Annotated in this window: 15 protein-coding genes; 8 read left to right on the top strand and 7 right to left on the bottom strand. The window is 41.7% G+C overall.

Annotated features, from left to right (window positions below):
* Positions 1-5: 5 nt before the first annotated feature.
* From H6G03_RS10510 to H6G03_RS10520, 3 genes are read left to right on the top strand one after another with little or no spacing between them, the layout of a single operon-like run.
* Positions 6-425, top strand: a complete 420-nt coding sequence (locus tag H6G03_RS10510) for a XisH family protein (protein WP_190464320.1) — start codon at positions 6-8, stop codon at positions 423-425.
* Positions 413-745, top strand: a complete 333-nt coding sequence (locus H6G03_RS10515) for a XisI protein (RefSeq protein WP_190464321.1) — start codon at positions 413-415, stop codon at positions 743-745. The genes H6G03_RS10510 and H6G03_RS10515 overlap by 13 nt, the downstream gene beginning before the upstream one ends.
* A gap of 1 nt (position 746) precedes the next feature.
* Positions 747-884 carry a hypothetical protein gene (locus H6G03_RS10520; RefSeq protein ID WP_190464322.1) on the top strand — a complete coding sequence of 46 codons (138 nt, stop codon included), beginning with the start codon at positions 747-749 and terminating at the stop codon, positions 882-884.
* 60 nt (positions 885-944) lie between these two features.
* Here H6G03_RS10520 and H6G03_RS10525 read toward each other — a convergent pair whose 3' ends face one another.
* The gene (locus H6G03_RS10525) at positions 945-1,490 is read right to left on the bottom strand and encodes an RICIN domain-containing protein (RefSeq protein ID WP_190464323.1); all 546 of its coding nucleotides are present in this window, start codon (positions 1,488-1,490) and stop codon (positions 945-947) included.
* A 323-nt stretch (positions 1,491-1,813) separates the two neighbouring features.
* On the opposite strand from H6G03_RS10525, the gene H6G03_RS10530 reads away from it, so the two are divergent.
* From H6G03_RS10530 to H6G03_RS10540, 3 genes are all read left to right on the top strand, one after another.
* Positions 1,814-3,184 carry an NB-ARC domain-containing protein gene (locus H6G03_RS10530; RefSeq protein WP_190464324.1) on the top strand — a complete coding sequence of 457 codons (1,371 nt, stop codon included), beginning with the start codon at positions 1,814-1,816 and terminating at the stop codon, positions 3,182-3,184.
* A 128-nt stretch (positions 3,185-3,312) separates the two neighbouring features.
* Positions 3,313-3,792, top strand: coding sequence for a Panacea domain-containing protein (locus H6G03_RS10535; protein ID WP_190464325.1), 480 nt, complete (start codon positions 3,313-3,315; stop codon positions 3,790-3,792).
* Positions 3,770-4,216 carry a hypothetical protein gene (locus H6G03_RS10540; RefSeq protein ID WP_190464326.1) on the top strand — a complete coding sequence of 149 codons (447 nt, stop codon included), beginning with the start codon at positions 3,770-3,772 and terminating at the stop codon, positions 4,214-4,216. Before H6G03_RS10535 ends, H6G03_RS10540 begins: the two co-directional genes overlap by 23 nt.
* A gap of 71 nt (positions 4,217-4,287) precedes the next feature.
* Here the strand turns inward: H6G03_RS10540 and H6G03_RS10545 are convergent, their stop codons facing one another.
* Positions 4,288-4,779, bottom strand: a complete 492-nt coding sequence (locus H6G03_RS10545; protein ID WP_190464327.1) for a DUF29 domain-containing protein — start codon at positions 4,777-4,779, stop codon at positions 4,288-4,290.
* A 78-nt stretch (positions 4,780-4,857) separates the two neighbouring features.
* Between H6G03_RS10545 and H6G03_RS10550 the strand changes: the two genes are divergently transcribed.
* Both H6G03_RS10550 and H6G03_RS10555 read left to right on the top strand, forming a co-directional pair.
* A complete protein-coding gene (locus H6G03_RS10550) occupies positions 4,858-6,744 on the top strand; it encodes a tetratricopeptide repeat protein (protein WP_190464328.1) in 1,887 nt (628 codons plus the stop codon).
* 145 nt (positions 6,745-6,889) lie between these two features.
* Positions 6,890-9,457, top strand: a complete 2,568-nt coding sequence (locus H6G03_RS10555) for an FkbM family methyltransferase (protein WP_190464329.1) — start codon at positions 6,890-6,892, stop codon at positions 9,455-9,457.
* A gap of 4 nt (positions 9,458-9,461) precedes the next feature.
* Here the strand turns inward: H6G03_RS10555 and H6G03_RS10560 are convergent, their stop codons facing one another.
* From H6G03_RS10560 to H6G03_RS10580, 5 genes are all read right to left on the bottom strand, one after another.
* Positions 9,462-10,982, bottom strand: a complete 1,521-nt coding sequence (locus tag H6G03_RS10560) for a hybrid sensor histidine kinase/response regulator (RefSeq protein WP_190464330.1) — start codon at positions 10,980-10,982, stop codon at positions 9,462-9,464.
* Positions 10,983-11,055: 73 nt separating this feature from the next.
* A complete protein-coding gene (locus tag H6G03_RS10565) occupies positions 11,056-13,401 on the bottom strand; it encodes a hybrid sensor histidine kinase/response regulator (RefSeq protein ID WP_190464331.1) in 2,346 nt (781 codons plus the stop codon).
* Positions 13,382-19,504: a hybrid sensor histidine kinase/response regulator gene (locus H6G03_RS10570; RefSeq protein WP_190464332.1), complete on the bottom strand. Its 6,123-nt coding sequence runs from the start codon at positions 19,502-19,504 to the stop codon at positions 13,382-13,384. The genes H6G03_RS10565 and H6G03_RS10570 overlap by 20 nt, the downstream gene beginning before the upstream one ends.
* Positions 19,505-19,787: 283 nt before the next feature.
* Positions 19,788-21,350 (bottom strand): hybrid sensor histidine kinase/response regulator, encoded by a 1,563-nt coding sequence (locus H6G03_RS10575; RefSeq protein ID WP_190464333.1) that lies wholly within the window; start codon positions 21,348-21,350, stop codon positions 19,788-19,790.
* The gene (locus tag H6G03_RS10580) at positions 21,347-25,009 is read right to left on the bottom strand and encodes an ATP-binding protein (protein WP_322111892.1); all 3,663 of its coding nucleotides are present in this window, start codon (positions 25,007-25,009) and stop codon (positions 21,347-21,349) included. The genes H6G03_RS10575 and H6G03_RS10580 overlap by 4 nt, the downstream gene beginning before the upstream one ends.
* Positions 25,010-25,201: the final 192 nt, after the last annotated feature.

Below are 25,201 nucleotides of genomic sequence, written 5' to 3' on the forward strand. Positions count from 1 at the left end.
TAATTATGTCCGCTAAAGATATCTTTCACAATACAGTGCGATCGGCTTTGGAGAAAGATGGATGGACAATTACCAATGAGCCACTTTTTTTACAACCCAGTCAGGAAGTTACAATGAAGGTGGATTTGGGAGCGCAAAAGTTATTGTCGGCAGAAAAGGGGAATCAAAAAATAGCTGTAGAAGTAAAAAGTTTTATTGGTCTATCGGCAATCTCGGAATTTCATACGGCTGTCGGTCAATTTCTGAACTATCAGGTAGCGCTAGATAAACTGGAACCAGAACGGATACTATATTTAGCTATACCAACAGATATTTATCAAGATTTTTTTAATGATTCATTTGTGCAAGAAGTGATTCAACGATATCAAATTAAGTTGCTGGTCTTTCATGTTCGGAAACAGGAGATAGTGCTATGGAAAAATTAGATTATCGTCAATTAGTTAAAAAAGTCATAGAGAAACACGCAAGCGAGCAATCGAAAGCAGATGCAAATAAGGCTTACATTGTTTTTGATACGGAACGCGATCGCTATTTGTTACTTTATGTGGGATGGCGAGATGAAGAACGACAGCATGGGTGTCCAATTCATGTCGATATTCAAGATGGCAAAATTTGGATTCAGCGAGATTTTACGGAAGAAGGAATTGCTAATGAATTGGCAGAAATGGGTGTCCCAAAAACAGATATTGTCTTGGGATTTCGCTCGCCTTATGTTCGACAATTCACGGAGTTTGCTGTGAGGTAATTTGAATGAGGTATTGGGTGAAAATAGCGATCGCACTACCAAAAAAAAGTGCGATCGCTCTCCTGCCAATCATCGCATTCTTATACTGGAAATAGATAAGATTGTGAGGGGAAAAAGAGGTTGGGTTTACTTGCGTTAAACTAAGCTACAAGGAAAGGCGATCGTACTCAGTTAACTTAAGGAAGCAAAAGTTATTCCCTTACTTCTGAACCAATCTAAATAAGAACTCATCTGTATCTTGGCAATTCCATGTCAATAGGGGCTGTCTATTTCTTTGCCAATCATCGGAGTTACTACCTTGCACATGAATACATTTTCCATGAAAAGTTTTCATTTTGTAATATCCAGAACCAGCTGGTTCAAACTTAAAGAGGAACTCATCTGTATCTTGGCAACTCCACGTCCATAAAGGCTGTCTGTCTTGTGTCCACTCCTCTGAACTGCTACCTTTCACATGAATACATTTTCCGTGGAAAGTTCTCAATTTGTAGTAGCCATTCCGAGCGGGTATAAGCGAGAATAGGAACTCATCTGTATTTTGGCAATCCCATGTCCATAAAGGCTGTCTGTCTTGCCTCCACTCCTGTGAGCTACTACCTTTCACATGAATACATTTTCCGTGAAAAGTTTCTAAACTTATACGTCTTAAGGCTTGACTGTTAGCATCAGAAGTGATGCCTAAAGTACCGATTGTAAAGCAGCTAAGTAAAATAGCCAGCTTTGTGCCAATACAAACTGATTTCATACGCATCCTTTTTATTCAGCAACTAAATTGAGCAGTAATGAATAATCGAAAGGGAGCCGCCTAACTTGTAATTAGACTGTAAATGTAGTCCGACACACTCTTACAGGGGATAAAACAGCAAGCGTTTAATCCTTAAGTTTATCCTTTAATACTTCTTCCAGTATCTTGAACAAATCAAATGTTTGTCCAGCTAAAAAATGTTCAATTTTGCTGGCAATTTTGTCTGCCACTCAAACTCGGTGATTAAAAAATGTTGGTAAATGCCAGAAAATGTTGGAAAAAGTTAGGTATAATACGGAAAATGACGACATCTACGATGCTGCATGAATCTTAAGGAAGTGTTGAAAATGGCTGACGATCTGGTGTTTGCCAAAACGGGTCAGCATCTTGATGACTTGCAAGAGGCAATTCTACGGGGAACTATGCAAGGTGAGAAATACACGAAAATTGCCGAGGAGAGTCACTGTAATGAGAGTTATGTCAGGGATGTTGGCTCAAAGTTATGGCAAATACTTTCAGAAGAATTAGGGGAAGATATTCATAAATCGAATTTTCGATCGGCAATGAAGAGGTATCAAGTCTCTAATTCTTCAAACTTTGCACAAGACGTTGTAGCCATAGGTAATTTTAACCTCTGTGCAGAAGCTAGACACCCGCCAGATATACCAAACTCATACACACATAATCAGGAAACAGCTAACTCGAAACAAACTAAAGCATCGCATCACGATTTAAGCGAAATGCCGGATTTGGGTGCTTTTTACGATCGCACTCTCGAACTCGACACCCTCAAAACCTGGATTTTGCAACAACGCAGTCGTTTAATCGCACTTACTGGTATCTGCGGTATCGGCAAAACTGCATTAGCAGCGCAACTCGTTCAACAGATAAAAGATGAATTTGAGTATGTAATTTGGTGCAGTCTCGACGCATCGCCTACTTTAGCTGAATTTGAAGCTAAATTGATAGATTTTTTCTCCCAGTCAGAAAAGCAAGATTCACCTGCAACTAACCAGAAGTTATTACCGCTAATTAAGTATTTGCAAAAGCATCGTTGTTTAGTAGTATTAGATAATATTCATAACCTTTTTATTCGCGGTGAATTAGCAGGCAAATATAAACTTGGATACGAAGAATATCGCTCTTTTTTCAAACAGATAGAAACATTATCTCATCAAACTTGCTTGATGTTAATAGGTTGGGAACAACCGCGAGAATTTCCTCAAGTTAAAAGCCAAAATAATTTTATTCGTACTTTACAACTCAAAGGTTTAGATATCGCAGCAGGACGGGAAATACTGAGAGAATATGGTTTAGAAGAATGCGAAGCACTGATTCACCGCTACCAAGGCAATCCGTTGTGGTTAAAAAGCGTCGCCAATTTGATGCAAGAGTTGGGGGGATGCGTAACTGAGTTATTACCAAATGATACTATATTGTTGCCCGAAGATTTGAAAGATGTTTTAGAGCAGCAGTTGAGCCGCCTATCGGAAATCGAAAAACAATTTCTTTCTTTGTTGGCGAAAGAAAGCGATGGAGTGACCTTGGCAAAATTGTTAGAAAATGGCAGCATTCCACCGTCAGATTTATTAAACGCACTGCAATCTTTATCGCGGCGCTGTTTGATAGAACAACAAGGAAGTTTTTATACTCTACCACCTGTGCTGAGGCAGTATATCAATGGTTTCAACTAAAATATTCCACAAATTAATTTTGAAATAGCCCTTACTTTTTATAAAACAAATCTATAAGTAATCGATTTCCAGAGAGCGATCGCTCTGTGCTATCATAAAAAATATCAAACTTATTTACCCCTTTTTATATGACAACAATAGCTCCAGTAACAACACTCTCCAAACTTGTTGATTACTTCATCTGGTTTGCTAATGACGTAGGCTCCTATCTCAGCAACCAAAAGCTACAAAAACTCTTGTACTATGCCCAAGCATGGTATCTGGCATTTGAAGATAAACCCCTTTTTGAGGAGGATTTTGAAGCTTGGGTGCATGGGCCGACTATCCCGGCTTTATTTTACGAATACAAAGAACAATTTGGTTTTAAACCAATTCTGAAAGAAGTGGAAAAACCAGAGTTTCCAGAAGATGTACAAAAGTTTTTAGACGACTTGTTTGACGATTATTTCTTTCGAGACGCTTATGAGTTAGAATTGATGGTGCGTCGCGAAGATCCTTGGATTAAGGCTAGAGGTGGGTTGCCAAAAGATGAACCTTCTCATGTTATTATTACTAAGGAATTAATGAGAGATTTTTACAAAAACCGTGTCATCGAAGAAGAAGAATAAAAAAAGACAAGACACAGAACTCCGCAGTCAGCCATCTTCAGCCGGAAGAGATGTCGCCGAGATAAAAATACCGGAAGGAATTAGTTTTTCTTTCAGGTATTATCAGCAGGATAAAAATAAATTTTCAATTAGCGATCGAGATGCTAAGTATCTGGCATCTCTCTTGAGAAGGCTGCGCGATTTATCACAGTTAAAGGCTGAAGAAGTTATTAACAATCAAAGTAAAAGTCTGCGCTGTCATATCATAAACTGGCAAGATACAACCGAGCCTAATGGCTTCGGTATTCCTAATGAAGACCAGCTAGTAAATATACCCTACCAGTTTCAAATATCTGCGAATGAATATGGCAGAGTACATGGATTTTTTAGCGAAAATGTTTTTTATATTGTCTGGCTAGACCCAGACCACAATCTTTATAGTTGAAATTATTAAAATAAGCTGTGGCAAAAATGCGATCGCACCATTCAAAAAATAGCTTAAAAATAACTAAAAGTTTATTCATCTAACTCACTCGGTTCGCCAGGGTAAAATTGCTCATCCAGAATCTCAATTAAAGTATACGCACACTCGGACGGAAAAGTTGACTTTGGTAAGTCAGTTTCTCCCATTGCTAAATCTCTGCCATCCTCATAAGCTTCCGGCAATATTTCTTCCAGGTAAGGCTTTAAGCTGGGGTTATCTTTTAATAACCGTAACGTATCGCGACGTTGCACCCGAATTGTTGCCAGCCAACTGCGACTGCGGCGTTGTGCTTGGTACTCCCATTTCAGCAAATGTGCAATTAATACGCTCAAGCGATTTCGCAGTTCTTGCCGTTCTTTTCTACCCAAAGATTCAATCTCCTCGATTAAATTTAACAAATCTAGTTGATGCCATTGCTGATTGCGAAGTAGCAATGCTTGTTCTTGCGTCCAACTATAGAAATCGGTTTCGTATAGTTTGGGTGTAGATATTGCTGTTTTTGGATTAGTTGGTGAACCGTGCATTTAAATTATTTCACCTCAATATTTCCATTGTATGACCTTTCTACGCTATCTTAGTGCAATAACAGATCGCACCAGCTTATGTCAGACTCACCATCTTTACGAGATCGCTACTTTTCCCTGATCGATGAAATTGTGCAAACTACCCTCAAGGGCAAAATTCGATCGAAACAGCAGGTTTATCAAATGCTGGCGCAAGGTGTCAGTGCGGGTACGGGGGAAATTTTCGAGCAAGCTTTGAGCGATCGCATCAGCGCCACCCAATCGGAAATCGACAATAATAAGGATGAACTCAAGCAAGCCAAAGCAACCCGCAGCTTGAGAGCGATGCAAACTATTCAGGCAGAATGGGAACGATATCAGAGGGAAAATCGAGTTTCCAGTGTGATTGCAGCAGCTACGAATGCGATCGCCAACGCGGAAACTAACAACAGATTGCAAGCTTTGTTGCAGGCGATCGACCCCAATCAAGCTCAGGCGTTAAACTTAGACCAAATCCAGCAGTTAGCAAAAGCTCTGTTACAACAAGCTCAAACAATTTCTGAACCCGATACAACGCGAGAACTTCAACAATTATCAGAAGGCTTAACAGAAGGTTTGCAATCTTGGCAAAGATTGCAAGAACATCTTGTTAGTTGGATTTATGACCAAAGTCGTCCAATGCTGGGATTTGAAGGCGCACCGGAACAGCGTGGGCCTTGGGCGCTATGGGCTTCTCAAGTAAATAGTCCGTTTCCCAAAGCGCTATTTCAAACTTTAGCACTTAATCATTCTATTACAGAATTGGCAGCAAAGCAACACCTAGAATTAAATGAATTTGTCCAACTTGCTGTGATTTTACAGTGCTTGCAAAGAGGATTAGTAAATTGGTTTGACAAATTAATTTACGATCCTAAAGTTGGAGCAAAACTGTCGATTTCCACATTCTTGACTTTTGCCGTAATTTGGTCGCTGTTAGCTAATGGTTTTCAATCAAATTCTCGCGATCGCCTAACTAACGGCTGTTTTCAAATCACCCTACAAATTCTCCGCGCTTTCGCTCAACAAAAATACTTTCCCCTTTACGGCGGTATCTTTGCTTCCTTCAGCGGCGACTTTCTTCGCTCTGCCCTCAATTACCTGGACGAACCGCTGCGAAGAGTTGAAGGCACTCAAGAAAAAGCTCGTATTTTAACATTAATTGGCTATTCAATAGCTGCCGTCGGACAATATCAACAAGCGCATAATTTTCATCAACAAGCTTTAGAAATAGCCCGCACTGCGGCAGATGTTCCTTGTGAAATTGCCAATCTCAATCACATCAGCCGCATCTGCGTTGCTCAGAAAAATTATACAGAAGCCATCAATTACAGTCAACGGGCATTAATATTAAGTCGTCAAACGGGAGAGCGGATTGGAGAAGCCAACGCCTTAGCAAATTTGGGTTACAGCGAAGTGCTGCAAGCGCAACAATTGGAAAGGGTAGAACCGGAAGTTTACGAAATGGCTATTAATTATCTGCAACAAGGATTGCAGTTATCGGAACGATTGGGAGATAGCTACGGAACAGAATCTGTGTTGCAGCAAAGTAAGGCTCTTTGTGGCAGCAGTCTCGGCATTGCCTATATTATTTTATCTCAACCGCAAGCGGCCATTCCCTATTTAGAAACTGGATGGCAAGCTGCCCAAATGTCGGGAGATTTGTATCTTCAGGGGTTAAATTTAAGTTATTTGGCTGAAGCTAATTACAATTTACAACAAATAGAAAAAGCGATCTTGATGGGTAGTTTAGGGATGTATCTTTTGGAACAGATAAATTCTCCGCAGTGGCGTCAAGCGGCTGGATTAATGACGATTTTGCGAGGACAGATAGGAACGGAAGCTTTTGAGAATGCACTGAAGCAATATCGCGCTCAGATTATTCCCATCATTGGGGTAGATGGGTACGATTACATTCCGCAATTGCTGGTAAAATATCAGAATGGGTAATTGGTTATCGGTCGAGCGCTTAAAAACCAATGACCGATAACTAATAGACATCTCCAAAAATTCTTGTGGGGTAGGCATCTTGCCTGCCTTTTGAGATTCTTTTGGAGGCGATGACTAATGATTAATAATTAACCACCAATGAGCAATGACCAATGACCACTTAGCTGATGCGATCGCATCCTTCCAGCAGGCGATAAACTTAAATCCCCATAATGCCGAAGCTTACAATAATTTGGGTAATGCACTGGCAGATGAAGGTAATTTAGCAGAAGCGATCGCATCTTACCAGCAAGCTGTAACCTTAAACCCCAAATATATCGAAGCGCACTACAATCTGGCAAATCTTTATAATATTATCGATAAGTTAGAAGAGGCGATCGCATCTTATCAGCAGGTGATTTCCTTAAATCCCGACGATGCAAACGCGCACTACAACTTAGGCGTTGCGCTTGGGAAACAAGGGAAGTTAGAAGAGGCGATCGCATCTTACCAAAAAGCGATTGTCTTAAATCCGAAAGATGCCGAAGCGTATAACAATCTGGGTAACGCGCTTCAGGAACAGGGAAATTTAGAAGAGGCGATCGCATCTTACCAAAAAGCTATTAACTTAAATCCCAATTACGCCGAAGCATACAATAATTTGGGTTATGCTTTCCAAGAACAGGAAAAATTAGAAGAGGCGATTTCTTACTACCAAAAAGCGCTTACCTTAAATCCCAACAATGCTGAAGTACACAACAACCTGGGTAACGCATTTGAGGAACAAGGAAAATTAGAAGACGCGATCGCATATTACCAGCAAGCACTTGCCCTCAATCCCAACTATCCAAATGCCTACAACAACCTGGGCAAAGTATTTATAATTCAGGGTAAGATAGCAGAAGCTCAAATCCTCCTGCGTCAAGCTTTAACTCTTAAGCCCAACTTTCCAGAAGCTCATGAAAACTTGGGTGTAACTTTACTATATACTGGCGACTTCAAAAACGGATTTGCCGAAACAGAGTGGCGCTGGCAAATAAAAGAATTCATCCGCCTCCATTTACCCCAATCCCTCCTCTGGGATGGATCTGATTTGCAAGGACGAAAAATTTTGCTTGTTTGCGAACAAGGATTTGGTGACGGTATTCAGTTTATCCGCTACGCTCCCCTTGTGGCACAACGCGGCGGGCGTGTCATTGTCATGTGTTACGAATCGCAGCGACGATTGTTTAACACCGTCGCTGGTATCGAACAGTTAGTAACTATGGGGACGCAAGTTGAGTTTGACGTTCATGCCCCGTTTATGAGTTTACCCCATATTTTGGGTACTACTTTAGAAACAATTCCCGCCCAAATTCCCTACCTTTTACCTCCTCAACCATATCCTTTTACACTCGAAGTACCGCCCGGAATGCTACTAAAAGTAGGAATAGTTTGGGCAGGGAATGCCGCTAATAAAAACGATCGCTACCGTTCTTGTTCATTGAGCAATTTCTTATCTATATTAAATATTCCACAAATTGCCTTTTACAGTTTGCAAAAAGGTGCAAAAACTGCCGAATTGTCCGAATTAGGCATAGGGGAAAAAGTACAGGATTTAAGCGAAAAATTCCATGATTTTGCAGATACCGCCGCTGCTGTAGCGCAACTAGATCTGGTTATCAGTGTAGATACGTCGGTAGCGCATTTGGCAGGAGCGTTGGGAAAACCATTATGGCTGGTGCTGGCAAAAGTACCTGACTGGCGATGGATGCTCGATCGCGAAGATACCCCCTGGTATCCCACTATGCGCCTGTTCCGCCAGTTGCGATCGGGAGATTGGGCAGAAGTATTTGAACGAGTAGCTGTGGCGTTAGAAAACGCGATCGCAAAATCCCAGTCAAGTGCAATTACCGACAAACTCACTCAAGACAAACTCACACAGACAATTAGCTACGAGGAAAAAACTCTACTTCCTGTCGATGGTTTCAACCGTTTAAAGAAATGCCGTCACGGCGTTTTTCTTTACAACATAAATGATACCTATATTGGCAGGTCTCTAGACCTCTATGGCGAGTACTGCGAAGGTGAAATCGTTCTATTTAAACAATTCGTACAGCCCGGAAATTTGGTATTAGATATAGGGGCAAATATTGGGGTTCATACTGTATTTTTTGCCGAAGCTGTTGGGGCGCAGGGAACAGTGATGGCTTTTGAACCGCAACGCATTATTTTTCAAAATCTCTGCGCCAACTTAGCGCTTAATAGCATAACTAATACTTACTGTTACAATGTCGCTCTTGGCGATGCGATCGGCTCCGTCAAAGTGCCTGTACTCGATTATAACAGAGCGAATAATTTTGGCGGTATAGAGCTTGGCAGTCATATTGAAGGCGAGTTAGTTCAGGTGATAACTGTAGACAGCTTAAACTTGCCCTACTGTCGCCTGATTAAGTTAGACGTTGAAGGGATGGAATTGCAAGTTTTGCAAGGAGCGGTCAACACTATTAATAGGTTAAAGCCCATTCTCTATGTGGAGAACGATCGCTTAGAAAAAGCACTTTCTTTGCTCTCATATCTTCATTCTTTGGGCTACAAAATGTATTGGCATATAACTCCTTTATATAACCCAAACAACTATTTCCAAAATGCTGAAAACATTTTTGGTGACATTGTTTCCATGAATATATTGTGTTTGCATAGCAGTTCTAGTCTTACTGTCAGCGGACTTCAACCAGTGGAAATTCCCAACTAGAACTTCAGACGCATTTAAGCAAAGGCGATTTCTGAGCGCACTGCCGCACAGGAATCTCAATGATGAACTCTGTTCCTTGTCCGAGAGCGGAAACACATTTTAGAACGCCACTATGTTTTTGCACCACAATTTGGTAGCTAATAGATAACCCCAATCCTGTGCCAGAACCAATAGGTTTAGTAGTAAAAAAAGGGTCAAACAACCTACGGCATACCTCTTCTGTCATGCCGGGGCCGTTGTCAGAAATCCGAATCGACACTCGCTCAGGGTCAATCAATTTTGTATGAATGTGAATCGTGCTGGGATTCTCGATAACATCGGCCACAGATCGATGATAATCGTATTCCTTGAGAGCATCAAGGGCGTTGGCAATGATATTCATAAATACTTGGTTGAGTTGCCCAGCATAACACTCGACGAGCGGTAAGTCTCCGTACTCTTTGATCAGCTTAAGACTGGTATTGCCTACCATCTCCCTGATGCGACTCTCCAAAATCATAAGGGTATTCTCAATTCCCTCATGAATGTTGACTGGTTTCTTGTCTGCTTCATCCAAGCGAGAAAACTTACGAAGCGACAGGACAATTTCGCGGATACGTTCCGATCCAATCTTCATCGAAGCCAGCAATTTGGGCAGGTCTTCCATCAAAAACTCTAGCTCAATTTCCTCAATCTGCTCCTGAATTTCCTCTACTGGCGACGGATAGTGCTTAGCATATAAACTGAGGAGATAGAGTAGATCTTGAGTATAGTTTTTGGCGTGTTCGAGATTGCCGTAAATGAAGCTGACGGGATTGTTAATTTCGTGAGCGACACCAGCCACAAGCTGACCGAGACTGGACATTTTTTCGCTCTGAATAAGTTGAGTCTGAGTCTGTTGCAGTTCGCGAAAGGCTTGTTCTAGCTGTTGAGCTTGAGTTCGCAGTTGTGCTTCTGATTGCTGCAATGCCGCCTCTGTTGAACGACGCTCTTGAATCTCCTGTTTCAGCTGTTGATTAGTTTCGGAAAGTTCAGCAGTCCGTTCCTCCACCCGTCTTTCTAATTCAACTGTGAAGTTTAAAAGCATTTCCTCTGCTAAGACACGGTGTTCGATCTCCTGTTGCAGACGCACATTTTGGTCTTGGAGTTTTTTAGTCAAGTTCCGAATGTTTAGGTGAGTTCTAACACGAGCTAATACCTCTTCATGTTGAAACGGCTTGGTAATGTAATCTACTGCACCGAGATTCAATCCTTGGACTTTATCGATCGTCTCGGTAAGGGCTGTCATAAAAATTATGGGAATGTCTCTTGTTGATTCGTTATTTTTCAGGCGACGGCAAGTTTCAAATCCATCTATTCCCGGCATTAGCACATCCAAGAGAATCAGATCCGGCAGCGCATATTCAACCTTTTGGATAGCACTTTCACCATCTTGCGCCACTAACACTTTAAAGTTGGACTTTGCCAACAAATCGAAAAGCACTCCTAAATTAGTAGGGGTGTCATCTACTATTAAAATAATATTATTTTCATTTTTTATTTCCATTATTTAGTACCTTTTTTGTCCAAATTCCTAAAATTATTTGACCGTATAATTTAACTAATTTTACCTCACTTATTTAATTTGTGCAAATCAGGGTATGAATTTTTTCTAATAATTGCTCTGACGTATAGGGCTTTGGCAAAAATATTTTCACGCTATTGCCAAGGAGAGCAGTTATTTGATGGTTCGGCAAGAGTCCGCTGACGGCTAAAATTTTGACTTGTGGATTTATTTTTTGGAGCGTGCGGATGGTAGTTGAACCATCCATAGAGGGCATCATCATATCTACCAATACAATATCGATTTCTTCTTTATGTTGTGCATACAGCGCGATCGCTTCAATACCATCGCAAGCACTCATAACTTTGTAGTGATGGCTCTCTAAGGATATTTTGGTAATTTCGCGAATGGCATCTTCATCATCAACCACAAGCACAACTTCTCCATGTCCAACAGGCACTTGGGAACGACGTTGTTTTTCTTTTGTAAAATCTTTGATGGTTGTGTCTGTTGCAGGTAAATAAACATTAAATTTGGTACCTTTTTTAACTTCACTGAATACCTCTATAAAACCGCCATGTCCCTTAACAATGCCGCTAACTGTTGCCAGACCGAGCCCCGAACCTTTCCCCAAATCTTTGGTTGTAAAAAATGGATCGAAAATTCTTTCTAAGATTTTATTTGAAATGCCAAATCCGGTATCAGAAACTGCGATCGCAATATAAGAACCAACCTTAGCTTCAATATTCATACGGGCAAAGTTTTCATCAATGAAAATATTTTCGGCTGAAATCGTCAAAGTCCCCCCTTCTGGCATAGCATCGCGAGCATTGACACAAAGATTGACCAAAACTTGGTGTAGTTGAGTTGGATCTCCAGCCACACACCAGAGTTCTGGCGATATGTTTACATTAACTTCAATAGATTTAGGAAATGTATTTTTGATAATCTGCTCCGTTTCTAAAAGTAGGTGCGTTACTTCCATAAGTGTACGCTTACCTTCGCAGCCTCGTGCAAACGATAAAACTTGCTTTACTAAATCAGCCGCACGTTTAACGTTGATTTCCAGCGTGTTAAGCCACTCTTGACCCTGCTTGTCTTTAATTTTTATCTGTAAAAGTTGAATTGCCATCATGATTGGTGTGAGTACATTATTGAAGTCATGGGCAATGCCGCCAGCAAGCGTGCCCAGACTCTCCATGCGCTGAGCGCGAAGAAACTGCTTTTCAAATTGTTTTTTCTCAGTGATGTTAGTGTTGACAACAAGGACTGATTTAGGTTGCTGTTTGTCATCGCGTACTAGAGTCCAACAGCTTTCGACAATAATATCGTGACCGCCTTTGGTGACTTGGTTCAATTCGCCATGCCATTCACCTTTTTGGGCAAATATATTCTGAATTTCTATAATTTGAGGTGAAGTTTCCTTGTCCAAAATTTCATGCACATCCTTGCCAATAACTTTTTCTTGCGTCCAACCGTATATCTGTTCGGCACCTTTATTCCAAAATAAAATTTTATTTTGCAAATCCCGCACAATAACAGCATCTTTAGTAATGTCTAGAAGGGCAGCTTGTTCGCGAATTTTTTGTTCTGAAAGTTTGCGTTCGGTAATATCGGTGAGCATATTGATAGCACCGATAAATTCCCCGTTATTAATACCCATCGGACTGCTAGAAACAATTGTCCAAATTTCCGAACCGTCTTTCCGGAGGAACCGCAAATCGTGCCGCTGATTAATTTCTTGTAGGCGTCGTTCAAATTTCTGGACTGCTTCAATACGAGCGAGGTTATCCATAAAATCGAACCAAGAACGACCCAGGATTTCTTCTATGGTATAGCCGAGCATTTCGCTGATTCTTTGGTTGACATAAATGGTATTAGCTTGGGCATCTAACAACCAAATACCCTCTTGAGCTGTATCGACTATCGTCCGGAAGCGTTTCTCACTCTGCCGCAGCGCTTCTTCAGCTAAGGCACGCTCTTGAATTTCTTCTTGCAGACGCAAGTTTTTTTCTTGCAGTTTTTTCGTCAAGTCGCAAATGCTCAAGTGCGTTGTAACGCGAGCTAAAACTTCTTCATGTTGAAACGGTTTTGTAATGTAATCCACCGCACCAAGGCGCAAACCTTTGACCTTATCCACTGTCTCGGTAAGTGCCGTCATAAAGATTACTGGAATGTCTTTTGTGGACTGAGAAGCTTTCAGGCGGCAACAAGTTTCAAACCCATCTATACCTGGCATTAGCACATCTAAAAGTATCAGGTCTGGCCGTGCATATTCTACCTTTTGAATCGCACTTTCTCCGTCTTGAGCTACCAATACTTTAAAGCCAGAATCGGCTAATAAATCAAACAACACTCCTAAATTTGTCGGGGTGTCGTCTACTATTAAAATAATGCCTTTTTCATTCGGGTAGCCGTTCATTTTTCCCCCTATACTGGTTGACAAATTCCAGAATTTTCTTTTCTTCAAAATTTTTGGCCAATTGGCGCAGGTGGCTGGTGAATGACAGCCATTGCTTATCGATTCGATCTAGACGATCGCACTGCTCAATGATGCCTCTAAGATCCCCCATCATCGCGAAATCCAATAAGATAGCAATTTCTGGAGCCGACGGAGCAACAATTGATTGCTGTGAGGCTACGCCGTTCCCAAACGGTGTGCCTCTCCCAGCCTGCTGACTATTATTTTCACTTTTACTTTCTTCATAAACCCATTCAAGGCCCAAGTGAACTCGCAACTTTTCTAAAAGCTGGTCGATCCGTATTGGTTTGGGTAGAAAATCGTTACAACCTGCCTGAAAACTTTTTTGTATATCAAAATCAAAAACGCTGGCTGAAGTGGCAATCACCACTACTTTAAAATCCGATAACTTCCTGAGCCGACGGGTAACTTCCAAGCCGCTAAGTGCAGGCATCATCAAGTCCATCAATATACAATCAGGTTGAATTTCATGCGCCTTATTCAAACAGTCCTGACCGTCGATCGCTTCCACAATTTCAAATCCTAAAGGCGCAAGCATCTTGACCAGAATCAAACGATTTTCCGTCTTGTCGTCCGCCACTAAAATTTTCCGTTTCGCTCCTTTAAAACCTATGATATTTCCTTCCTCTCCTTGGCTAGCGTTAGACCATTCGGAAACTTCTGGCAAATCTAGATCGAAGTAGAACACGCTCCCTTCACCCAAGCTGCTTTTTACTTTAATGTCCCCGCCCATCATTTGGACAAATTGGCGGCTAATTGCCAGACCCAACCCAGTTCCTTCTACTTTGCGATCGCGATCGCCTACCTGATGGAATGGCAAAAATATCTCTTCTAATTGCTCCGGTGCCATACCTATTCCGCTATCTTCAACCTGAAATCGAATTTTGGTAATTGGTGATTCGTAATTGGCCATCGCTAACGAGTCGGTATTTTCTCCATTTCCCATTACCGATAGCCCCTTCCCTATTATTCCCACTTTGAAGGTGACGCCGCCTTTTTCGGTAAATTTGACAGCATTACCGAGTAAGTTCATCAAAACTTGCCGCAAGCGTTTCTCATCTGCGCGGATACCCACCGGTAGGGGGCTAAGGGGTTCGTAAAGTAGAGAAATTCCCTTTTGTTCGGCACGAATACGGCAGATTTCGGCTATGTTTTCCAAAAATTGCGGAAAATGAAAATTACTGAAGTAGAGTTCCATTTTCCGAGCTTCGATCTTGGAGAGGTCTAAAATATCGTTGATTAGAGCCAAGAGGTGTTCGCCGCACTTAGAAATAATGTTGAGGTCGTCTTTTTGTTCATCGTTTAAGTTTTGTTCTCGCTTGAGGATTTGTGTATAACCCAAGATGCCATTAAGCGGCGTTCTGAGCTCGTGGCTCATATTAGCAAGAAATTCGCTTTTCGCAAGGCTGGCAGCTTTTGCGGCTTCTTCGGCTTTTTGGCGATCGCAAATCTCTTGTTGCAGCTGCACATTTTTTTCCTGCAACTCTAGCGTTCGCTCTTGTACTTTCACTTCCAAAGTAGCTTTGGCTGCTTCCAAATCAGCATATAGACGAGCATTTTCAATGGAAATTGCTGCTTGAGAGGATAACAGTTGCAATACATTTAAACGTTCATTTGTAAATGCACCCGCAGTTAGATTATTTTCCAAATAAACGATGCCGATAAGTTTTCCTTGATGCACAATCGTCGCACACAATATTGATTTAGGTTTTTGTTTGACTATATAGCTATCCGCCGTAAAACTTCCCGACTGACTCGCATCGCTTAGTACAACATTTTCCAGGGTTCTCGATACATAGTTAATCACAGAAATTGGTAGCCGATCGCTCGTATCTACAGGTATTGATTGGCCCAGAATGACATCATTTTTATCTACCTGTCCTTGGGCTTCTATGAGCAACTTTCCTTCTTTTTCTAAAATGAGAAATCCCGTCTGCGCCCCTGCATTTTCAATTGTCATTTTCATCAATTTAGTCAGCAATTTGCTTAAGACTATTTCGCTAGAAAGAGCTTGATATGCTTTCATCACAGTGGCTAAGTCCAGGACTTGCGAATCAGCCGCAGTCGTCGTGAAGGTTGCGGGAGTTAGATCGACATAGGAAGTTTCTCGCTTGACCATATAAAAAAGTATTTCAGGATATCTGGATTCCAAATCTTTTACTTTAGCCTTTGCTCCCCAGCGAATATAGCCATAGTAAGCATCAATCAGGTATGTTTTAGCAATCTTCTCTTGCCCACGCGAAAAATAAAATTCTGCTGCTCGTTCATTTGCCAAGGCTTCTTCCTGAATGTATCCTTGTTCTTTGGCTCCTTTAATCGCTCGATCGTAAAGCGCGATCGCCTTCACATTTTGTCCTAAAACTCGCGCCTTCTCTGCTTCCACCAACTCGTATTTATGCTTGAAGTTAACTGGAGAATCAAACGCCCATTTCTTCATCCTTTTTTGGTTCACTTCCAACTGGCTCAAATATTGTTTTTGTTGGCTTTTTTCACTTTGCATATACAAAGCTAGGAGTGCTAAAGAATAGTAGAAGTTATTTTGGGCAACTACTATCAATCCAGGCACACTTGCTTCGTATGTTTCTGCTGCCTTAGCGTATTCAATAGATAGAGAGTATTCTCCAAACAAATAGCATATTAAACTTTTGGCAAGATAAACAAAGAAAAGCGTCGCCGTAATTTTATTTTCTTGCAAATAAGGCAGCATTTCTTCTTCATCGAATACCTGACCTTTCAGTTTGCATTTATCTGCTGGATTTCCGATTAAATGTAAAACCAATTGCCGAGATACTTGTCCGTAAGGAATCGCCAATTCATGTTTAAGCTTAACTGCAATTTCAAGATATGGCTCCTGTTTTTTAGATACAAGTTCGAGAGGTTCCCCGACAAAAAACAAGTGAGTGCAATAGTGTATCGCATTAATACTAGCCCATTCAAGACTGCCAACTTCCAGCCCACTTTGAGCTCCTTCCGCTAAAGGTTCTATTGTTTCCCGAAGATGATCTTTCCAGTGTGAGATCATCGTATTAACTAGCATATAGACTTGCGGCTTGAGGGAGCGGGCGTTCATTTGAGCCAAAAGTTTAACAGCTAGTTGACCGAATTGATATCCAGAATCGATGTTTCCCGCCCCACACAAAATCATGCCGTAAGTGCTATAAGCGTGAGGAGAAGATGGAGAATTTCCATACTTAATACAAAGCTCGATCATTTTGAATGTAATCAGTGGCAATAAATTGGGAGCCACATTATAAGTACAAACAAAAATCTTTAATAAAATACGCATTGCCGCGATTTTATAAGCATCCGTCATTTCTGGCAGGTTTGCTAGCTTCTCAATCCGCTTTCTTCCTCCAGTTGCCAAACTTGTCCTAGCCAGTTCATAGGAAATCATCAGTTTGGTGGGGTTTGCGGGCAAAGACACTCCCAGCATTTTTAAAACTGATAGCGCCATATCCAACCCTTCTCGGAGTTTATTTACAGAAGTATAAAAATCGATGAGTAGCTCGTAAACCTGAACTTTTTCCAGCAGGTTTTTGGCGTTTTCCAGAACAATATCGGAAAGATTTTTCGCCCGCTCGAAGTTGAGATTGAGGTACTCGGCTTGCGTCGCTTCCACATAAATAGCCAACGTCAGGTCATACTGACTCTTCCAGCTATCTTGCGCGAGGAGTCTCAGCCCTACGTTTAGATAAACCACAGCAGGTTGATAAGCGGTTGCAGCCTTTGCTTTCTTTCCGGCGATCGAATTTAATTTTGCTAGCTCATCTTTTTGCTCCCGGTCAGTAATGGATTCAACCCCAACATTCAGTTGGTTAACAATATCGAAGATATTTTCTTCTATCTCGTCTGCTGGTGTATTTTTTAGCAGCAGTTCGCCGATTTTTAGGTGGGTAGCTTTTTTATCGGGTTCTGGGATGAGAGAGTAAGCTGCTTGCTGCACCCGGTCGTGCAAAAACTTGTAGGAAATTGTCAGCGATCGCTTGTCATCTGCCAGTTGTTCAAAACCGCTGGCTACTGAGGAGAAGTCAAATACAAGCGGAATCTTATAAGCTTCAGAAAGAGGCAGAATTAAACCTGCCTGAAGCGCTTCCCACAAATCCGTAGCCGTTTCTGACTGATTTTTTTCATTGACGACAGCCAGCACGTCTAAATTAAATCGGTTGCCAATGCAAGCCGCTAATTTTAAAACCTGTTGCGCTTCTGGTGACAGTTTTTGGATATTTCTAGCAATCAGTTCGACTACATTTAAATCCGTGATGCCGATCGCTTGAATATGCCCTATATCCCACCGCCACATATCAGCACTGAAGTCAAATGTCAATAGCTTTTCGGCATAGAGGGTTTGTAGCAGCTGGGTTAAGAAGAAAGGATTACCTTGAGTTTTATTGAAAAGTAACTCACAAAGAGGCTGGGAACGCTCTGTTCGATCGCGAATAGTTTCGCTCGCTAATTCCTTGACGTTGCTAAAATCCAAAGGCCCCAAAATAATCTGATTGACGATCGCACTCGTTTTTTCTATTTCTTCTAAAGTTAACATTAAAGGATGCGTCGAACTGACTTCGTTATCTCGATACGCTCCTATCATTAACAAATATTCACTCTCCGAATCAGTTACGAGCAAATTAATTAACTTTAAAGAAGCAGAATCTGCCCATTGCAAGTCATCCAAAAATACAACCAGCGGGTGTTCTTTGGTGGCGAATACGTTAACAAATTGTTTAAAAACCCGATTAAAACGGTTTTGGGATTCATTTAGCCCCACTTCGGGAACATTGGGCTGAGACCCGATAATTAACTCAAGTTCGGGAATAACATTAATAATGACTCTACCTCGATCTCCCAAGGCGGTTAAGAGTTTTTCTTTCCAACTCGCCAAAATTTCCTCTGATTCAGTTAAGAGTTGCTTCAGCAAATCTTGGAAAGCTTGCACCAACGAATAATATGGAATATTGCGTTTGAACTGGTCGAATTTGCCGGAGATAAAGTAACCCCGTTGCTGCACAATTGGTTTCTGAATTTCATTGATAACGCTCGTTTTTCCAATGCCTGAATAACCAGAAACGAGCATGATTTCGGTGCTACCGCAACTCACTCTTTCAAAGGCGTCTAGCAGGGTTCGCACTTCGCGATCGCGCCCGTAAAGTTTTTGCGGGATGAGGAATTGGCTGTGTAAATCTAGTTGAGCGGGAATGAAGTTTTTAATCTGTCCGCTTGTCTGTAGCTGAGTCAGACATTTTTCTAAATCGGCTTTTAGTCCCAGCGCATTTTGATATCTCTCTTCAGCAGTTTTGGACAAGAGTTTCATCACGATGTCAGAAACTACCCTTGGAATTTCTGGATTTACCCGATCGGGGGCTACGGGTATCTGCGCGATATGGCAGTGAATGAGTTCCAGAATGTCTGCTGTATTAAATGGCAGCTGACCTGTTAGCATTTCATAAAATGTGACGCCTAAAGAGTAGAAGTCGCTGCGATAGTCGATCGACCTGTTCATCCTACCAGTTTGCTCTGGTGACATATAGGCGAGCGTGCCTTCAAGTTGTCTTGGGTTACTGACGGTCTGATTTTGTCTGGATAGGCGCGATGAAATGCTAAAATCTATAAGTTTGACTTGTCCGTTCTCCTGGTTAACTAGAATATTATGCGGTTTAATATCTTTATGAATTACTTTGTTTTTGTGTAGATCGGCTATGGTTGATACGATCTGAATAGCGATGTTAAAAAATTCTATCAATGGTACTTTTTGCGTTGTCAGGATTTTTTTTAGGGATTCTCCGCCAAAATCTTCCAATATCATTGCCAATCCGTTGCCATAGTTTTCCAAGGAGTAAACTTTGACAATTCCTTCTATCTCCAGCGGTTGCAGGATTTTATACTCATGTCTTAAGCGAGTTATTTCTTCAAGTGTAGGATATTCAGATTTGAGCAATTTGACGATCGCAGGTGTTTCTTCCGGTTTTTTTATCGCCCGATAAATAACTGTATTGACACCTTCATGAATGATATTGCTGAGTTTATAACCTGGTATAGTAATGCTCATTTCTGTTATGGTCGCAGATAGTTGATATATTTTTATATTAGCAGAATTTAAAAATCTCAGTGACCTAAAAAATTGCTCTAGTATTTAGAATGACAGAAAAATAAAAAATATTATTGCCTTTTAAAAAAACTTAAGTATTGGACAAGAAAACCATCATTCTACTTAAAAATGACGAACTTGAGTAAAAACTTGTAAAAACAGGCGATCGCACAAAAAATAGCTTTAATTTGAACATATCGACGTTAATTTGAACTCTGCGGTCATAGAAAGCACAATTCTAACTTCAAGCTTGCTGAAGCAAGGGATTTTGCTGATTTGGCTGGCGAATGGGAATTTCGATCGCAAACTCCGTCCCCTGTCCTGGTACCGAAACACACTTCAGTTGTCCACCGTGTTTCTCCACCACAATTTGGTAGCTGATTGATAACCCAATACCAGTACCTTTACCGATTGGCTTTGTTGTAAAGAAGGGGTCAAAAATCTTTAAGCGGACTTCATCCGTCATCCCAGGGCCATTATCAGCAATTGTCACCCTAATAAAATCGCGATTTATGATTTCGGTCTGAATCCGAATTTGTCCTTGCTCTCTTATTGTTGGTCTTTTATCGTTTATTAACGACAAATGATTAATGGTAAATGACTCTTCAATGGCATCAATAGCATTAGCCACCAAATTCATAAACACCTGGTTCAGTTGACCCGCATAACACTCCACAAGAGGGAGCGGACAGTATTCTTTAATTACTTGAATAGCCGGACGGTCTGACCTAGCTTTCAGCCGATTGTGCAAAATCAGTAGCGTACTTTCTATGCCATCATGAACATCCACCTGCTTCATATCCGATTCATCTAAGCGGGAGAAATTCCGCAGCGACAGCACAATCTGGCGAATGCGCTCCGCTCCCACCTGCATCGAACAAAGCAATTTCGGCAAGTCTTCAGCCAAAAATTCCAAGTCGATCGCCTCCAGCTCCTCAATAATTTCAGACCCAGGATCGGGAAATTTCTGCTGGTAGAGATTCAAGAGCTTTAGCAAGCCTTGGGTATACTCATGCGCGTGGGTGAGATTACCGTAAATAAAGTTGACGGGATTGTTAATTTCGTGAGCTACACCAGCAACCAACTGCCCCAGAGAAGACAGTTTTTCACTCTGTACAAGTTGCGTCTGAGTTTGCTGTAATTCCCGCAAAGCTTGTTCGAGAAATTGGGCTTGGTTTCGCAATTTAGCTTCCGATTGCTGCAATGCCGCCTCTGCTTGCCGACGCTCTTCAATTTCTAGTTTCAACTGTCGATTGAATTTGCTCAGCAACTGATTGGATTGTGCAAGTTCAGCAGTACGTTTCTCCACTCGCCTTTCTAATTCCGATGTCAGGTTCAAAAGCGCTTGTTCTGCTTCTGTACGCTGTTGAATTTCCTGTTGCAAAACAACATTTTGCTCTTGCAGTTGCTTGGCCAAATTCCGTAAGTTCAAGTGAATGCTGACACGGGCTAATACCTCTTCATGCTGGAATGGCTTAGTAATGTAATCCACAGCGCCCAGATTCAAACCTTTAACTTTATCCTCAGTATCGGAAAGCGCCGTCATAAAAATTACGGGAATCTCTTTAGTTGACTCATTCGCTTTCAAGCGGCGGCAAGTTTCAAACCCATCTATTCCCGGCATAATCACATCCAACAAAATGAGATCGGGCGGGCAATATTCTAGCTGTTCGATCGCATCTTCGCCATCCTCCGCCACAAACACTTTGAATCCAGAAGCTGTCAACATATCGAACAGCACGCTTAAATTGGTTGGCGTGTCATCTACAATTAAAATAATCCCTTTCTCTAGTTTTTGAACGCTCATTTGTTGCTTCCTCTATATTTTTTGAGAAATTCCCGAATTTGTTTGACCTGAAAGCCTTTGGCTAATTGGCGCAGTTCCGTTGCAAAAGGTAAGTATTTACTGTCTAATTCCTCCAGTTTTACAGCTTTTTCCTGAATGCTTCTCAGGTCGCCCATCATAGCTAACTCGAATAGAGTAGCAATTTCTTCTTGAGGCGGAGCCACAAGAGAGTTTTGAGTTTTGAGTTTTGAGTTTTGAGTTGAAGAAGAGTCAGAACTTTGCTCTTTTGCTTCTGGCTTCTCGCCACTGGTTTCCTCGTATATCCATTCCAGCCCCAAATGATTCCGTAACTTTTCTAAAAGCTCCTCCGCACGCACTGGCTTGGGTATAAAAGCATCGCAACCTGCATCCATACTTTTCTGCTGCTCCAAATCAAAAGCACTAGCTGAAGTAGCAATCACAACTACACCTGCAAATTCAGGAGAGTTGCGAATTCGCCTAGTAGCCTCAAAGCCATCCATAATGGGCATCACCAAGTCTGTCAAAATCAAATCTGGTTTAAAGGAAGCGGCTTTATCAAGGCAGTCTTGACCGTCTGTTGCCTCCTCAATTTCAAATCCTAAAGGTTGAAGCAAACCGACTAAAATAGCTCGATTTTCCCACCTATCGTCCACCACCATAACTTTTCGTTTAGCGCCTTTGAAACCGACGATCGTTTGCAAATTAAACTTGAGCGCATCACTCAATTCTCTGACTTCAGGTAAATCCAAATCGAAGTAGAAAACGCTTCCTTTGCCCAAGGTACTCTTCACCTTAATTTCACCGCCCATCATCTGAACTAATTGGCGGCTAATTGGCAATCCTAATCCCGTACCTTCAATCTTGCGCTTGTAGTCCCCCACTTGCTTGAACGGCTGAAATATTTCGTCTAATTGTTCTGGTGCCATACCGACGCCAGTATCTTCTACCTGAAACCGCATCTTGCCCTCGTAATAGCCCACTTTGAAAGCGACGCCACCATTTTCGGTAAACTTGACTGCATTGCCGAGTAAGTTAATTAAAACTTGCCGCAATCTTTTTTCATCAGCGCGGACGCCTACAGGAAGTTTAGTCAGGGGTTCGTAAATCAGCGAGATACCTTTTTGATCGGCACGGATACGGCAGATTTCGGCAATGCTTTCGAGAAATTCTGGAAAACGAAAATCACTTGGGTTGAGTTCCATTTTCCGGGCTTCAATTTTAGAAAGGTCTAAAATGTCGTTGATTAAGGTTAGTAAGTGTTCCCCACACTGGTGAACGATGCCGAGACTATCTTTTTGTTTATCGCTTAAAGTTTTATCTCGGTTGAGAATTTGTACGTAACCCAATATGCCGTTGAGCGGTGTGCGAAGTTCGTGGCTCATATTTGCCAAAAATTCGCTTTTGGCACGGTTGGCCGATCGCGCCGCTTCTTCTGCTTTTTGCAAATCTACATTTTTTTCCTTTAACTCCTGCGTTCGCTCTTCTACTTTAAGTTCTAAAGTGTGATAGAGTTGGGCATTTTCTAGGGCGATCGCAGCCTGCGCCGATAATAGTCGCAAAACTTCCACCCGCTTGGCTGTAAACGCACCAGCAACTAGATTGTTTTCTAAGTAAAGAATAGAAGTGAGTTTACCTTGATAAACGATCGGCGCACACAGGATCGACTTTGGTTTGCGTTGCGTGATGTAGGGGTCGGTCTTAAAAATTTCCTCGCGGCTAGCATCGTTTAAGATCGCATCTTTTTGAGTTCTTGCCACATAATTAAGTACCGAAACAGGTATCTGCCCAGAAGTTGAAACAGGGATAGATTGGAGGACTCGCACTTCATCTTTAGTCCCCGCTGCTTCTATGAAGAATTGTCCCTCTTTTGACAAGATAAGCACACCAGTTTCAGCCCCTGCATTTTCTATCAAAATTTTCATCAACTTGTCAAGCAAGTTAGGCAGAACAATTTCACCGGAAATAGCCTGCGATGCTTTTATTACTGTTGCCAAATCCAGAAATTGCGTCTGACTATCCGTGGTAGTTAAAGAGGCAATTGTCATAGTCAGATCGCGAAGCGTATGCCCATAGGGCTGCTCGAAGCTGGGGGGAGTTTCTGCGACGGGCGATTGCACGGAGCGCAGCGCCAAAGGCGATCGCATAATTAATTGCGGGTACCTTTCCTCCAAATCTTCGACTTTAGCTTTCGCACCCCAACGGATATAGCCATAGTAGGCATCCGTCATATAAGTCTTAGCAATTTTCTCTCTGCCCAACGACAGGTGAAACTCTGCTGCCAGTTCATTTGCTAACGCTTCTTCCTGAATATATCCCTGCTCTGCGGCTCCTTTAATTGCTCGTTCGTAACAATCCATCGCTTTCTCATTTTCCCCCAAAACCCGCGCTTTTTCTGCTTCTACCAAGTCATACTTATGCTGGAAATTGCACGGCGCATGAAACGCCCAAGTCTTCATTTTTTCTTGATTCCCTGCAACTTGACTTAGGTATTGTTCTTTCTGACTTGGTTGTGCTTCTGAATACAGTGCTAGTAGGGCAAGAGAATCGTATAAAATGTAGACGGCACTCTGGATTGTTCCCACCCCGAAGCTGGCATATTCTGCTGATAACTTGGCGTTTGCTACTGTTCCTTCATAATCTTTAAATGAATAAAGGAGAACTGTTTTAGCCGTATAGTAAAAAAACAATAACGTATTATTGTTAGCCTCTTTGATAACTGGGAGCATTTCTTCTTCATTAAAACTATCGCCTATTAAACGTAATTTATCCGGTGCTTTACCGAGTAAATTCTTAACAATCTGCTGGTAAATTTTTACCCCACCAATATCGTACTCCTGCTTGTATTGGATAGTCATAGCAGCATATTTAGCCTGAGCTAGCTCGACTTTTTCCAGTTCCTGCCCACTGAAAAATATGAAATAGCAGTAACTCATAGCATTGTGACAAGCATATTCTATGTCTCCTACTTCCAAACCACTTTGAATGCCATCAATAAAAGGTTCTTGGGTTTCCATAATTGGATCTTTCCAGTGGTTGATAAGTACGTAAAATATACAAATTAACTTTGCTTTAAGTGTATTAACCTCAAATTTTTCCAATAAAGGAAAGGCTAGTTTGCCAAATCGATATCCAGACTCTATATCTCCCATTGCCCCACACAAAAGCACACCATACCAAACATAAGCGAAACCGGATTCGGCAGAATTTCCATACGCGCTCGACAAAGTTATCATCGTAAAAAGAATGCGCGGAAGCAGATCCGGATTTCCAAGATAAGCCGCTACCACGATACTCATTAATATCCGCATAGCCGCAAGTTTATCGGGAGCTGTCATTGGCGGCAAGTCAGCTAAATCCTCAATCATCAGTTCTTGAGGAGGTTCTTGCTCCAGGCTCACACCAAGCATTTCCAAAACCTCGATTCCGATATCTATGACCGAATTTATCCGATTTTTAGAGAACTCCACCTGAATTTTCAGCTCGTACACCTTGACTTTTTCTAGGAGTGTTTTCGCCTGTTTCAAAATGACATCAGACAACTGTTGCGATCGCTCAAATTTGGTGTTTAAGTATTCAGCTTCTGCTGCTTCCAAATGAAGAGTTAACGTCAGGTCATACTGACTCTCCCAGCTATCTGAGGCTAGAAGTCCCAAACCCACATTTAAATATTTAACAGCAGACTCATAGGCAGTTGCTGCTTTTGCTCTCTGACCTGCGATCAGATTGAGTTGAGCTAGTTCGTATTTTTCTGACTCACTGGTAAGTAACTGGAGTTTAGACTATCGCACCCCAGGTGCGATAGTCTAAACTCTGATTTACAAGACGAAATAGCTCAGATGTTAGCTGAGCGA

The organism is Aerosakkonema funiforme FACHB-1375, from assembly GCF_014696265.1.
Taxonomy (GTDB): Bacteria; Cyanobacteriota; Cyanobacteriia; order Cyanobacteriales; family Aerosakkonemataceae; genus Aerosakkonema; species Aerosakkonema funiforme_A.